Annotated in this window: 10 protein-coding genes; 2 read left to right on the top strand and 8 right to left on the bottom strand. The window is 59.0% G+C overall.

Features of this window, described 5'->3' with window-relative positions:
* Nucleotides 1-952: 952 nt before the first annotated feature.
* Nucleotides 953-1,624: a hypothetical protein gene (locus tag DU490_RS16300; RefSeq protein WP_114575283.1), complete on the top strand. Its 672-nt coding sequence runs from the start codon at nucleotides 953-955 to the stop codon at nucleotides 1,622-1,624.
* 70 nt (nucleotides 1,625-1,694) lie between these two features.
* On the opposite strand, the gene DU490_RS16295 is transcribed toward DU490_RS16300, so the two are convergent.
* Nucleotides 1,695-2,474 carry a glycosyltransferase family 32 protein gene (locus DU490_RS16295; RefSeq protein WP_258801702.1) on the bottom strand — a complete coding sequence of 260 codons (780 nt, stop codon included), beginning with the start codon at nucleotides 2,472-2,474 and terminating at the stop codon, nucleotides 1,695-1,697.
* A 267-nt stretch (nucleotides 2,475-2,741) separates the two neighbouring features.
* Here DU490_RS16295 and DU490_RS16290 point away from each other — a divergent pair, with 267 nt between their 5' ends.
* Nucleotides 2,742-3,809 carry a glycosyltransferase gene (locus tag DU490_RS16290; RefSeq protein WP_114575281.1) on the top strand — a complete coding sequence of 356 codons (1,068 nt, stop codon included), beginning with the start codon at nucleotides 2,742-2,744 and terminating at the stop codon, nucleotides 3,807-3,809.
* Between the two features lie 71 nt (nucleotides 3,810-3,880).
* On the opposite strand, the gene DU490_RS16285 is transcribed toward DU490_RS16290, so the two are convergent.
* The 7 genes from DU490_RS16285 to DU490_RS16260 all read right to left on the bottom strand — a co-directional run bounded on the left by DU490_RS16285 (nucleotide 3,881) and on the right by DU490_RS16260 (nucleotide 11,340).
* Nucleotides 3,881-4,948 (bottom strand): glycosyltransferase, encoded by a 1,068-nt coding sequence (locus DU490_RS16285; RefSeq protein ID WP_114575280.1) that lies wholly within the window; start codon nucleotides 4,946-4,948, stop codon nucleotides 3,881-3,883.
* Nucleotides 4,949-5,032: 84 nt separating this feature from the next.
* Nucleotides 5,033-6,187 (bottom strand): glycosyltransferase, encoded by a 1,155-nt coding sequence (locus DU490_RS16280; RefSeq protein WP_258801701.1) that lies wholly within the window; start codon nucleotides 6,185-6,187, stop codon nucleotides 5,033-5,035.
* A complete protein-coding gene (locus DU490_RS16275; protein ID WP_258801700.1) occupies nucleotides 6,187-7,542 on the bottom strand; it encodes an O-antigen ligase in 1,356 nt (451 codons plus the stop codon). The genes DU490_RS16280 and DU490_RS16275 overlap by 1 nt, the downstream gene beginning before the upstream one ends.
* Before the next feature lie 197 nt (nucleotides 7,543-7,739).
* Entirely contained in the window at nucleotides 7,740-9,014 is a 1,275-nt protein-coding gene (locus tag DU490_RS16270) for an exopolysaccharide biosynthesis polyprenyl glycosylphosphotransferase (RefSeq protein WP_258801698.1), read from the bottom strand.
* A gap of 16 nt (nucleotides 9,015-9,030) precedes the next feature.
* Complete coding sequence (locus DU490_RS17520) at nucleotides 9,031-9,159, bottom strand: hypothetical protein (protein WP_258801695.1); 129 nt, start codon at nucleotides 9,157-9,159, stop codon at nucleotides 9,031-9,033.
* 374 nt (nucleotides 9,160-9,533) lie between these two features.
* A complete protein-coding gene (locus DU490_RS16265; protein ID WP_114575277.1) occupies nucleotides 9,534-10,763 on the bottom strand; it encodes a type II toxin-antitoxin system HipA family toxin in 1,230 nt (409 codons plus the stop codon).
* Complete coding sequence (locus DU490_RS16260) at nucleotides 10,756-11,340, bottom strand: helix-turn-helix domain-containing protein (protein ID WP_114575276.1); 585 nt, start codon at nucleotides 11,338-11,340, stop codon at nucleotides 10,756-10,758. The genes DU490_RS16265 and DU490_RS16260 overlap by 8 nt, the downstream gene beginning before the upstream one ends.
* Nucleotides 11,341-13,269 lie beyond the last annotated feature (1,929 nt).

The raw sequence follows: 13,269 nt of genomic DNA, 5'->3' as shown, positions 1-13,269 counted from the left end.
GGCGCCAGTCGCGATGGGAACCAGCGCTCCAACAGCTGTTTTCTCCACCGACGGTGCCACGTCGTTGTTGGAGTATCTTCAGATCACGACTGGAGGCTGAAAGCCTCCCGGCCGTGTTGCCGATGGTCGCGGTTATTGCCAACGTGGCGGTCTCCGCCGATGCGCCTACCGGCGCCAGTCGCGATGGGGACCAGCGCTCCAACAATGATCCTCTCCACCGACGGTGCCACGTCGTTGTTGGAGTATCTTCAGATCACGACTGGAGGCTGAAAGCCTCCCGGCGGTGTTGCCGATGGTGGCGATAACAGCTGCCGTTGCGCCCTCCGCCGAGGCGCCTACCGGCGCCAGTCGCGATGGGAACCAGCGCTCCAACAGCTGTTTTCTCCACCGACGGTGCCACGTCGTTGTTGGAGTATCTTCAGATCACGACTGGAGGCTGAAAGCCTCCCGGCCGTGTTGCCGATGGTCGCGGTTATTGCCAACGTGGCGGGCTCCGCCAAGGCGCCTACCGGCGCCAGTCGCGATGGGGACCAGCGCTCCAACAGCTGTTTTTTCCATTAAGGCAAACCACACCGCTGTTGGAGTATCTTCAGATCACGACTGGAGGCTGAAAGCCTCCCGGCCGTGTTGCCGATGGTCGCGGTTATTGCCAACGTGGCGGGCTCCGCCAAGGCGCCTACCGGCGCCAGTCGCGATGGGGACCAGCGCTCCAACAATGATTCTTTCTACCGACGGTGCCACGTCGTTGTTGGAGTATCTTCAGATCACGACTGGAGGCTGAAAGCCTCCCGGCCGTGTTGCCGATGGTGACGATCACCGCCACCAACCTGAACCGTTTATCCTTCAAGTTTCCAGCCACAAAGCCGATAACTTCCTCTGTACTCCACACGATACTGGCCTGGTCGACAGGTAAGGCGCAGGCCGAACGTCAAGGGACATAAGGAAACGATCCATGAAAAAAATATTGGCCACCAGCCTTACCGGCGCCCTACTCACCCTGGGCGCAGCCCAGGCACAGGCTTTTGAAAGCCGCGTGACCGTAGGAGCCATTGGCGGCACCACCGGTTTAGGCGCCGACGTATCCTGGCGCTTTCACGAACGGCTGGGGCTATCCGCCCGCTATACCGGCGGGCTCGATTGGGATGGCGATTTCGACACCGACGAGGCCGAATACAATGGCGATGTCAGCCTGTCAGCCGGCGCACTCAAGCTGGATTACTACCCCTTCGCTGGTCGCTTTTTCCTCACCGTTGGCGCCATGTTACCGGACATGGAGGCCAACGTGACCGGCCGCCCCAAGGATAACGGCGAATACGAGTTCAACGGCAATACCTATACCGCCGATGATGTCGGCGCCCTGCACGGTAAGCTGACCATCGCCGACGGCGTACAACCCTATGCCGGTTTCGGCTGGCGCAGTTCAAACAAGCGCGGCTTCGGTCTCTTCTCGGAGCTCGGGATCATGGCCACCAATGTCGATGTTTCGCTCAACGCTTCCGGCCCCGCCGCCGACAAGGACGATTTCCAGCGCGACCTTCGCCGCGAAGAGCAGCGCCTGCAAGACGATGCCAAGAAGCTCGAGGTCTATCCCGTCGCCCTGATCGGGATCAGCTACACCTTCTGAATAGCTGTATTGAATGAGGCCGGGGCAGCTAGCGCCCTGGCCGATCCATCCACCCCACTCTGTTGGCACCCTACTCTATCGAGTCGCGCTTGCGCACTACATCCACCTTGTACTGCTCCTTCGTCCATTTTCCCTGAGGCTTATCAATGTACTGGAAGTACTCATTGGTGAAGTTGCCCTGGTTGCAGGTGTAGCGGTAGGACGCCGTAGGAATCTCGTCACGAGGTAGCACCTCGTTGAACACGGTGGGTCCGGTGAGATTAAATATTCCTTTCTTCTCGTCGCTTTCTATATTGGTGTAGATCGCCTCAATCACCTTCTGAAGATGAGGATTATCTGGCTTGCTGGCAATGAAATAGTTGCTGATATCGCCACGCCTGGTGGTGACGAACAGTTCATCCATCTCGGGCTTGACAATTCGCGCCAGCGGCCACACCGCATGACCGTCGATATCCATGTAGACCCCACCATGCTTTTGCAGCACCAGCACCCGCCAGAAGTCGGCCTGTGCTGCCCCCACCTGCAACCGCGAAAAGGCATCGTATATCGCAGGCGAAAAATTCTCTCTGATAAAGGCTGCCCTGGCCTCAGTGATCATGAAGCGATACTCGAAACTCGGCGCCATCAGGCGATTGAAAAGATAGTTCAGGTAGACCGGCAACGTGGCCTTGTCTGTGAAGTTGGTTTGCCAGATGATACGCGGCACCTTGGCCGGCCGGCTCGACTTCCACCACGGCGCAGCACGCTCCGGGATAGTGAAGCGCTTGCTAGGGAAGAAATAGTGAAAAGGATAAGCAGCCATCTTGGTCACATTGGCCAGCAGCTTCACGACCCTGGCAAAGGCCAGCACAACCAGCTTACTCATCGAATCCCCTTAAGAAACGTATCGCGCCAGCGATGCGCCAAACGTCACACGCTCTCAAGCCGTGCTGCGTATCGGAAAATGGCCCACTCAGAACCACCTGAGACAGGCTTTTGCGCACGCAGTTCAACCCGGGAACTGCCATCTCAACGCGTTCGTTGAATGAAAACATTCTCACGCCTGGGTGACATGAGGCCATTCTTTGTCTGCCTATGGTAGTCTCTCGCCTGTCCAGTACGAGTCAGAGGAAAATTAGTGGTCAACAAACGCTTTGCCTTCGTCATCGAAGATCTCTACGGTGGCGGCGCCCAGAAGTCGCTGCTCTATACCGCCAACCAGCTTCGTCAGCGCGGTCACAAGGTGATTGTATTCACCCTGCGTGAGCTGGTCGAGCATCGCATCCCCGACGGTCTAGAGATCCAGAACCTGGGGGTCGTCACTCAGTTCACAAAGGCGACTTCCACGGTGCTCACCGAAAAGTGGCAGGCAAGGCAGATCGGCAAGGCGCTAAAAGAATGGCAGCCCGACGTGGTGATCTCCTGCTCATGCGACAAGATCACCCGTCATCTCCGCCTACCCAATCTCTACTTTTGGGTGAAATCCGACGTTTCGGCCAAGTTCAGCGACCCTAAGAAGCGTGAACGCGCCTTCGAAAAGGTGCGGCGCTTCTACGGCGGACGCAAGGTAATCGCCGTCTCCAAAGGCGTCAAGGAGAACCTGGAAAACGTGGTCGGCCTGAAGGCCGAACTCATCATCCCGATCTACAATCCCTACGAACGCGAACCCTTCGTGGCGATGGCCTCCGAACCCGCTCAATTTCCCGAGGGGGAGTACTTCCTTTGCGTGGCGGCCTTGGAGCCGCGCAAACAACATGAGCGCCTTTTGCGCGCCTACGCCAGAAGCGGCGTCAACACACCTTTGGTCATCATGGGGAAGGGCAAGCCGGAACACGAGGCTGCCATACTAGAACAGATCGAAGCCCTCGGCCTAGAGAATCGCGTCATCATGGCCGGCTATCACCGCAATCCCTACCCTTGGATAGCCCAGGCCAAGGCTGTGATTCTCACCTCCGACACTGAGGGCTTGCCACGGGTGCTCATCGAGGCCCTGCTGTTGCATACGCCCGTGATCAGCACCGATTGCCCAAGCGGCCCACGGGAGATACTGACCGGATCGCTTGGCGACTTTCTGCTTGCCCTAGAAGATGAAAAGGGCCTGGCCGATGCGATCTCTCGCATGGACCAAGCCCCTATAGTGATTGAAGGAAACCACTATCAGCAGTTCCTCAAGGCAACGGTGCTGCCCCAGTTCGAGGCTCTATAGACGGCCGAACGCTTAAGAAATCATGCAGAACGATACCTTAGGATGCTATATCACACTCGCGTTGCAGCAGGCTAGCCGTCACGGTCGAGTAAATGAAGGTACTGGTCGACGATGTTGTCAGGTGTATATGCTGAATAATACGCAGGATCGATGGCGGGCGGATTATCGATTAGCTCTGCCATACGTCGGCTCAGCGCCTCACCATCATCAAGTGGCACCAAACAGGTTGAAAGCTTACCCTTTAGAATTTCTCTTGGCCCCGACGGGCAATCGGTGCTGACGACCGGCGTACCGCATACAAGAGATTCGGCAATCACCCGGCCGAAGCCTTCATAATCCGAAGACAGAACGAGCAACCGAGCGTGATAGATGTACGGGTAGGGATTCGACTGCTTACCCACAAATACCACCCGATCAGCGATACCGAGTGAGCCGGCAAGCACCTTGGCTTCATCAAGCTCGCCATCGCCAACGACCACCAAACACTGTGAAATACCACTCTGTTTGTATGCCTTGAAGAGCCTGTCATACCGCTTCTGCCGCCTATCCAGGCGCCCGACAAAGACTATGAAATCCTCATATGAAACAGGCTTTTGCATCGCCAGCTGTATGGCGCTCGCATCAATGATGTTATGAATCACCTGCGTTTCAGCAGGAACGATATCTAGCGCATGCAATGAATCCAATATACCTTTTGAAATACACAGCACCCGACGCCCATGATAAAGATGACGAAGGCGCGCAAGCCTTCCTGATCGCCGAGAGCCTGCCAACTCAGCGCCAGGATCGGTTCGAATGCAAAGCCACGCCCTATCTCTCAGGCAGGAACGAATCGCCACCTGATGGCTGTAATGCATGTTCGCAACGATCAGGTCGAAGGGATTGGCCTGGTTGTCGATCCAGTCATTCAGGCGAAGGGCATGAATATGATAGCGCCGGTATTTCTGCCAAGGACCACGGTAAGTAAAGCGCAATACCTGAATATTCACACCCTCAGGCGGATCGTGCCAGACCTTGTCCTGGAGGGAGACGATCGTCACCGAACATCCATATCCAGCAAGAGTTGAAGCTAAGGCAAGGATGGAAATCGGCGCACCGCCACCGCCAAGATGGTCTGTCAGGAAAAGGATGCGTTTCATGATATACGTACACCCCACGCAATCTCCTTCGGGCACGGCCCTGGCCACTTAGGCGGAAACACTCTCATCTCGTAAAACAAGCCCTCATGCGCCCTGCCGTGTCGACGAAGCAAAACGCTCTGCAACGGCTTCAGGTTTGAAGTCATCCAGCCAGGCTTCCTCGATATGCGGCTTTTCATTCTGAAGGGCTAGGTGGATACCGGCCGCCAGGTTCTTTTCGTCGTGCGGTACCACACTCGACTCTAGCTCTCCCTTCAGCACCGAGCGAATCCCACCCGGGCAATCCACGCTGAGAACCGGCGTACCGCAAGCCAGCGCCTCGAACAGCACGATCCCCATTCCCTCAAAACGCGAACTCAGCACGAACAATCGAGCATGATGCATCCAGGGGTAGGGGTTGTCCCGCTGGCCTGCGAACATTACACGATCGGTTATACCTAGTTCTTTCACCAAGGCCTCGAGCCGTCCGCGCTCCCGCCCCCCCCCCACCAGCACCAAGGGCATCGTGACGCCAGAGCGGGAGTAAGCGCGCAGCAGCAGCGCCTGATCCTTGGCCGGCACCAGCCGCGCGACATTCACGAGATAAGGGCCATCGGGTAGGTCTGGTTCGGGCGCCAGCATCTGCCGCCGGATACTCTCCACGGGGCAAGGGTTATAAATCACCCGCAGGGAAGCCGGCCTAAAATGCCAGATTTCCATGGCCTGGCGAACGCTCGTAGCCACACCATCGGAGACAGCCACCAGGTGGCGGCCCTGGTACAAACGCTGTGCAAAGAATCGCTGGCGCCAATTACTCATCCCAACATGAAAGATGTTCTCAAGCACGTAGCATGCTTTGTCATTACGGAACGTCCATACCATTTCGAAGGTGCCCACCCCGCGAAAGACGATACGATCAACCTTCCCATGGCGGTGTTCGAAGTTCCTGAGCCACACCCGAAACACCACTCCCCCCATAATTCCGGAGCCCAGGAATAGCGAACGCTTCAGCACGGGGTTCAGGAACAGCCGCGCCAGCAACTCGAGCAGCAGTCCCACCACTGTTGCCCTAGCCCACCAACGCAGCGCTAGATGATGCTGACGCACCTCCCCGTGTTCAGGAACCAAGGGCTTCTTCACGCGGCGGAAGCTAAGCAGGTGGCTCTCGTGTCCGGCCTGTGCAAACGCATCAGCAAGGTTCACAGCCACTCGCTCCATTCCGCCCATCTTGAGCGAGCGAACCACCACCAATGTACGCATCAAAGGACTGCCTTGCGTTTGAAGGAGGGAAAGACGTTCTGACCGGTTTCCCACTGCCAACGCCAGATGTGGGTGACCAGCCCACCGGCGATCAGATTCTGCACATATGCCCCCGTCCAGAAATTCGCATAGGATTCGAACTGATTGACGATCAAATAAAATATAAAGAAAGCCACCCCGAACAGCGCCATATCCCCCGGCATCGCCCCGGCCCGCCACGCTTTCCAGGCGCCAACACCGATCCATGCAATCAGCGCCATCACCACTGACAAGCCCAGCAGGCCGTAACTCACCAGGATTTCCAGGAAGGAATTGTGTAGATGACCATAGTTATCACGTGTTCTGTCAGGCAGCCACTCGGTATGCTCAATAACCAGGCTCCGCCCTTTCTCACCCCAACCGACTAGTGGACGTTCGACGATCCAGTCTACCGAGGCACGCCAAGTCAGTAGCCGATTGCCGATGCTGCTGTAGGGAATCGACTTCCAATCGCCCTCCATCGCCTGGACGATGATGCGTTCCTCAGAAGCTAGTCGATTGGTCACCGGCTCGTGCAGCACCGCTGCTCCTGCCAGTACCACCAACGCCACGATGGCAAGACCCCAACGGGACCAGCGCGATGTAGACCGGCCTCTCCACCAGACCAAGGCGGCTATCAGCGGCAACACCACAAGCACCGCAAGCCATACGGCTCGTGTCTGGGTAATCACAATGCCGACGATACAGACTATCAAAGCCAGCGACCACGACAATCTGCGCCCCCATGCTAGCGCACTACCCCCACGCCAGCATCGGCCAGCGAAGCACACCAGCCCGAGCAAGCCAACACCAAAGAGCATGGCATCATGTTGAGCATTGCGGATGGCGAACTCTGCTCGCCCTCCCTGTAGCCCGCGCTGCCATTGCTCAAGACTTCCCTCAGGCCAGAAGACAGCCACAATCAGGCCCGCCAGGCCTAAGCTCCAGATTAGCAAGGTGGTGCGGGTACTCCCCCCGATCCACCAGGCAAGGCCGATGAATAGAAACCACTTACCCAACCGGTCAAGACGAGGGTTATCGGACAGCCATTCAGGATGATGAAAGTAGCCAGTACTCCAGGATATGAGCTGCACGACCACCACGGCCAACAGCAGCCAGAGAGGACCACTATTTCTAACCCCCTGCCCCCAGCGAAGAACGGCAAATAGCCCTGTCAAGGCCATTAAGGTACCGGCAGTTTCACCGACTTCGTGTACGACCAGGCGCAACGCAGCGTAGAGAAAGACGCACAGCAGACCCAGCCAGCATAGCCAGACGGGGGAGCACCAAGCATGGGGGGTCGTGCCGGGCTCAAGAAAGGATAAAGGGTACTTCACTGCCGCTCACTCGTAATGGTGACAAAGAAGCGCGCATGGTAGCAGATTCCGGACAGCTATAACGACGTTGCCGCGCAGGGCGCGGCAACGAAGGCGGTTGTTGCATAATAGTTACCATCCGGCAATAGCGAAGCCCTGCTGGGTCCGACATCAACGAAAAGAAGTGGACACGCTCCCCGTTCATCACTCCGCTCTGTTCACCTCGCCCCGAACCCGGTCAGGATCGTCTTCAGGGTCTTGAACCCAATCAGCACGTCGATCCACAGCGAGAAGTGCTTGATGTAGTAGAAGTCGTACTGCAGCTTGGCGATCATGCCATCCACCTCGGCGGCGTAGCCCTGCTCCACCTGAGCCCAGCCGGAAATACCGGGCCGCACCACATGGCGATAGCTGAAGAACGGCACGTCCTGCTCGTACCACTCCGAGAGCTGAATGGACTCGGGGCGCGGGCCGATGAAGCTCATCTCTCCCCGAATCACATTGAGAATCTGCGGCAGCTCGTCGATGCGGTACTTGCGAATCACCCGGCCGACTCGGGTGATGCGCGGGTCGTCGTCACCTTCGGTAAAGCCCCGGCCCTGCTGGTCGCAGTGCATGCTACGAAACTTGTAGACCTTAAACGGTCGGCCGCGGTAGCCCATGCGGGTCTGCACGAAGAAAACTGGGCCGGGACTGTCGCGTTTGATCATCAAGGCTGTGACCAGCAACAGCGGTGACAGAAGCGGCAGTAGTATCAGCGCACCAGCCAGATCGACCAGCCGCTTGATGCCCTGATAGAGCCCGTTGGGTAACAACGCACCGTACTCGTTTTCCGACAAGTGCGTGACCTCTACCCGCCCGGTGATCGACTCGCGGATCTGCTTGGTGTGATAAACCGGAATATGCGCCAGGGTACAGCGCGCCAGGAAGCGTTCCCAATCGGGCGTCAGCTCGTCGCTGTGCAGGTCGGCCACCACGCCATCGTAGCGGACATGCTTCAGGTCTGGTGCCTGAAGCTGGCGCAACTCGATCTGCTGAGTGCCCTTGATCGAACTTGCCTGCCCCACCGGCACCACCGCCAACTTCAGGCGACGATAGCGCCTGCCGAGGAAATTACCGACGATGAACCACGCCAGGCAGGCGAGATAGCCAGTAAACAACACTTGGCGGGTATAGTTTTCGCGCAGAAAGAACAGTGCCGCCACCACCAGCAGGAACACCACCGTCACGGTAGGCAGCGTATAGGCCCCCAACTGAGCGCCGGGGAACCGATGCATTCGCCGCAGGGTGAACAGGATCAGCACGAAGGCCACCGCAATGGCGATCAGCGTATTGGCGCGATAGTCCGGAAGAAAGTTCCAGAAGGCCCAACCCCAGCGGTCCAGCCCGGGAATCAACAGTACCAGGGGCAAGCCTACCAACAGCTGGAAGGGAACCCCGAGCAGCAATTGTTCATACCAACGGGAATGTCGGCGCTCATACGTTTCCGTCACGAATCCACTCCTGGCGCTAGACATCATCCCCACCCCGTACCTGCAGCACCGCCGGTGCACGGCGCTGCAGTACCTGCCAGTAGCGCTCGATCACCAGCGTCTCGTCGAAGCACCGCTCCGTCATCTCGCACGATGCCCTGCTCAAGGAAGCTAGTTCCGTCTCGACCAGCTCGCGACAGCCCAACATCTCGGTAGTGACGATCACTTCCGGCGGCGGCAGCCTTGATCAGGCTGCGGGGTATGCCCTCAGGATAGTAACAGGGCAGCACCACACAATTTACAGTATCGAGCAGCGCCGGCATATCCTCGACATCACTAGATCAAGCGCGCGACCCGCGACACCGATTTCTCATCCAGATTGTCGCTGGCTTCTCATCCAGATTGACGCGCCACAAGTCATAGGCGTCATGCCGATACTAAGCCGTCCCGAAGCCCTGTCCGACAGGCAGGGCTTCGGGTGCTCCGAGCTCCGCCACCTTCGATGGCTTCGATGGCTTCGCGCTTGAGCGTGGCAGCCCCTTATCGCGCTATCGGGAGCTTCTTGATATGAGCCTCGATAGCCTCGCGGACTTGCTTTGTCATCGGGAGATTGTGCTTCTCGGCCTGCCAGTGCTGGTGGAAGCGTGCGACAGCCTCGCGAGCCGTATCCAGAACAAGCTTTTCGGGGATGGCGGCCTTGGCTGCCAAATGCTCAAGCTCGTCGTCGGTCAGTTCGGCGAAGACGCGAGTCCGGCTGATCCTGAGCCCCATATCGTCGTTGGAGATATAGGGGATGGTCGAGACAAGATCGTAGGCCGGAGCGAGCGCGGCGTTTCGCCGGTCGGGATAAATGAGCGACCAGTTCTTCAGGTGCATGTCGCCGTTTCCGGTCAGAACGCAGAACACCAGCCGCCGGATGAACTCGGCGATATCGGCGTCGCTGGTCTCGGCGGCGAGCACCTGCGCGATGTTGCGCAAGGTTGCCGTTTTGTATTTATGCTCGGCATAGACATCGAAGACCTGCGCGAAATCCTCGATATGAACGGCGCTGCCGTCAGACAACCTGTCGAACCGTTCGATAATGAAGGCGCTTTGGCCGATCTTGTCGATTCCTTCGGGCAGATTCTTGATGCTGCCGACATCGACAAGATCAATCGGCGGGACATCTATTCCGATGAGGCGCGCGAGCGTCATCATCGAAAACTCGTTTCCGGGAACGCCGTCGAACTCGCGCGACGGCAGTTTCACGATCCATGAGCCGCCAACACCGGATGCAGGAATCGTCAGGCCGCCCGTCGGCGCGAGAACCGCCGAGAATTTGAGCTCCACCCCTGCGAGCGAGAACCGCAAGGCGTTCTCGCGGCGATCATCTTCGGTGACACCGGCATCGGTGCTTTTACCGCCAATCGGCGGCCATGCCTCGCCATCGGCGGGTTTGATCGTGACCGCACCGGGCAGGTCGTGACCAAGCGCCCAAAGTAGATGAAACTCGCGCTCGGGATTTACGCCTGCATTCTCCGCGAGGTATTTGCGCAGATAGCCTTCAGGCAGAAGGTTCGAGAAAAACGGCATCACGCGCTTCTGATAGGCGCGGAAGTCCGTAAGCAGAGCGCCGAATTCGTCCTTGAAGGCCAACCCCAGGATCGGCCTGTCGGGGTTATCGATATAGGCTTCGTTGAAGGCGAAAATCGTCCGGTCACCGCCGACATGGATAAGAGTGCCGATAGGCTCCCCATAGAGCAGGACATCAAGGACCGAGACATCAGCCATCTTGATCCTCCTCCAGTCGATAGGCTGGCCTTGGGGCGCGCGGCGACTCATGGGACGCCGCGCGATGGGCGAGCTGGTTGCGCAAAGAGCGGATGTTTTCGACAGCCTGATTGACGGCCTCATTGCTGCCCGAGGACTCGATAGACTCGATGGTGCGCCGTACCTTTTGCAGAATTTCGGGGTCAATCTGGCTCTGGATTTGGGTGATCTCGCGGATGCGGCGCTGAAGATCATCGATGTTCGCGCCGGATACATGGGATGCGAGGGCATTGACCGTCTCGCGGATGCGGTCAAGTTCCCGCTGCGTTGCCGCGTTGATGATTGGCGCGCTGGCGACGCTGCGGGTGATTGACTGGACAGCCGGAAGCGCCTTGCGGGGTACGAGCATCAACTCCAGGTCCAGCGCGTGGGCGATGGAAGAAAGGCTTGAGACGCGCAGGTCAACGGCATTATTTTCTATCTTCGAGATATGCGACTGCGGCACGCCGGCAAGCGCACTCAGTTCCCGCTGACTGAGCCCTTTGGCTTCTCGTGCGGCCTTGAGTCGTGCGGCCAGTTGTTCCGTTCCATAGCTCATTTGATCTACTTTTCTATATCATATGTCAGCTTTGATCTACCAACCATATCGCGATCGTGTCATGCGCTGAAGCCAAAGATCATTGATCTACGATAATGCATCATATAACCATTTAGATCTATTATAACAGATCGATGATTGCCAGTAGGAGCATCTTCAGATCGCGACTGGAGGCCGCAGGCCTCCCGGCGGTGTTGCCAGTGCCGGCGACCATCGCCTACGCCGTGGCCTCCGCCAAGGCGCCTGGCGGCGCCAATCGCGATGGGGACCAGCGCTCCAACAGCGGCTTTCTCCACCAACGTTGCCACGCCGCTGTTGGAGTAGCTTCAGCTCACGACTGGAGGCCACAGGCCTCCCGGCGGTGTTGCCAGTGCCGGCGACCATCGCCTACGCCGTGGCCTCCGCCAAGGCGCCTGGCGGCGCCAGTCGCGATGCGGAGCAGCGCTCCAACAATGATTCTTTCTACCGACGGTGCCACGCCATTTTGTAGGAGCATCTTTAGATCGCGACTGGAGGCCGAAGGACTCCCGGCGGGGTTGCCGGTGCAAGCGACCATCGCCTACGCCGTGGCCTCCGCCAAGGCGCCTGGCGGCGCCAGTCGCGATGCGGAGCAGCGCTCCAACAATGATTCTTTCTACCGACGGTGCCACGCCATTTTGTAGGAGCATCTTCAGATCGCGACTGGAGGCCGCAGGCCTCCCGGCGGTGTTGCCAACGTTCGCGGCCATCACCGGCGTTTCAGCCTCCGCCAGGGCGCCTGCCGGCGCCAGTCGCGATGGGGACCAGCGCTCCAACAATGATTCTTTCTACCGACGGTGCCACGTCATTTTGTAGGAGCATCTTCAGATCGCGACTGGAGGCCGCAGGCCTCCCGGCGGGGTTGCCAGTGCCAGCGACCATCGCCTACGCCGTGGCCTCCGCCAAGGCGCCTGGCGGCGCCAGTCGCGATGGAAACCAGCGCTCCAACAATGATTCTTTCTACCGACGGTGCCACGCCATTTTGTAGGAGCATCTTTAGATCGCGACTGGAGGCCGAAGGACTCCCGGCGGGGTTGCCAGTGCCAGCGACCATCGCCTACGCCGTGGCCTCCGCCGAGGCGCCTGGCGGCGCCAGTCGCGATGCGGAGCAGCGCTCCAACAATGATTCTTTCTACCGACGGTGCCACGCCGCTGTCGGAGTAGCTTCAGCTCACGACTGGAGGCCGCAGGACTCCCGGCGGGGTTGCCAACGTTCGCGGCCATCACCGGCGTTTCAGCCTCCGCCGAGGCGCCTGGCGGCGCCAGTCGCGATGGAAACCAGCGCTCCAACAGCGGCTTTCTCCACCAACGTTGCCACGACGCTGTTGGAGAATTTTCAGCTCACGACTGGAGGCCGCAGGCCTCCCGGCGGGGTTGCCAACGTTCGCGGCCATCACCGGCGTTTCAGCCTCCGCCGAGGCGCCTGGCGGCGCCAGTCGCGATGGAAACCAGCGCTCCAACAGCGGCTTTCTCCACCAACGTTGCCACGACGCTGTTGGAGTATCTTCAGCTCACGACTGGAGGCCGCAGGCCTCCCGGCGGGGTTGCCAACGTTCGCGGCCATCACCGGCGTTTCAGCCTCCGCCGAGGCGCCTGGCGGCGCCAGTCGCGATGGGGACCAGCGCTCCAACAATGATTCTTTCTACCGACGGTGCCACGCCATTTTGTAGGAGCATCTTTAGATCGCGACTGGAGGCCGCAGGCCTCCCGGCGGGGTTGCCAGTGCCGGCGACCTCGACAACGCCGTGGCCTCCGCCGAGGCGCCTGACGGCGCCAGTCGCGATGGGGACCAGCGCTCCAACAATGATTCTTTCTACCGACGGTGCCACGCCGCTGTCGGAGTAGCTTCAGCTCACGACTGGAGGCCGCAGGACTCCCGGCGGGGTTGCCAACGTTCGCGGCCATCACCGG

It is taken from the genome of Halomonas sp. DQ26W (genome assembly GCF_003339685.1).
In the GTDB taxonomy this organism is placed as follows: domain Bacteria; phylum Pseudomonadota; class Gammaproteobacteria; order Pseudomonadales; family Halomonadaceae; genus Halomonas.
The sequence above is the reverse complement of the archived record's forward strand: the minus strand, read 5'-3'. Positions and strand labels throughout refer to the sequence as shown.

What these genes read in the sequence shown, in the direction of transcription:
- DU490_RS16300 (WP_114575283.1), top strand. Translation starts at nt 953, where the DNA reads ATGAAAAAAATATTGGCCACCAGCCTTACCGGCGCCCTACTCACCCTG.
- DU490_RS16285 (WP_114575280.1), bottom strand. Translation starts at nt 4,948, where the DNA reads ATGAAACGCATCCTTTTCCTGACAGACCATCTTGGCGGTGGCGGTGCG.
- DU490_RS16280 (WP_258801701.1), bottom strand. Translation starts at nt 6,187, where the DNA reads ATGCGTACATTGGTGGTGGTTCGCTCGCTCAAGATGGGCGGAATGGAG.
- DU490_RS16265 (WP_114575277.1), bottom strand. Translation starts at nt 10,763, where the DNA reads ATGGCTGATGTCTCGGTCCTTGATGTCCTGCTCTATGGGGAGCCTATC.
- DU490_RS16260 (WP_114575276.1), bottom strand. Translation starts at nt 11,340, where the DNA reads ATGAGCTATGGAACGGAACAACTGGCCGCACGACTCAAGGCCGCACGA.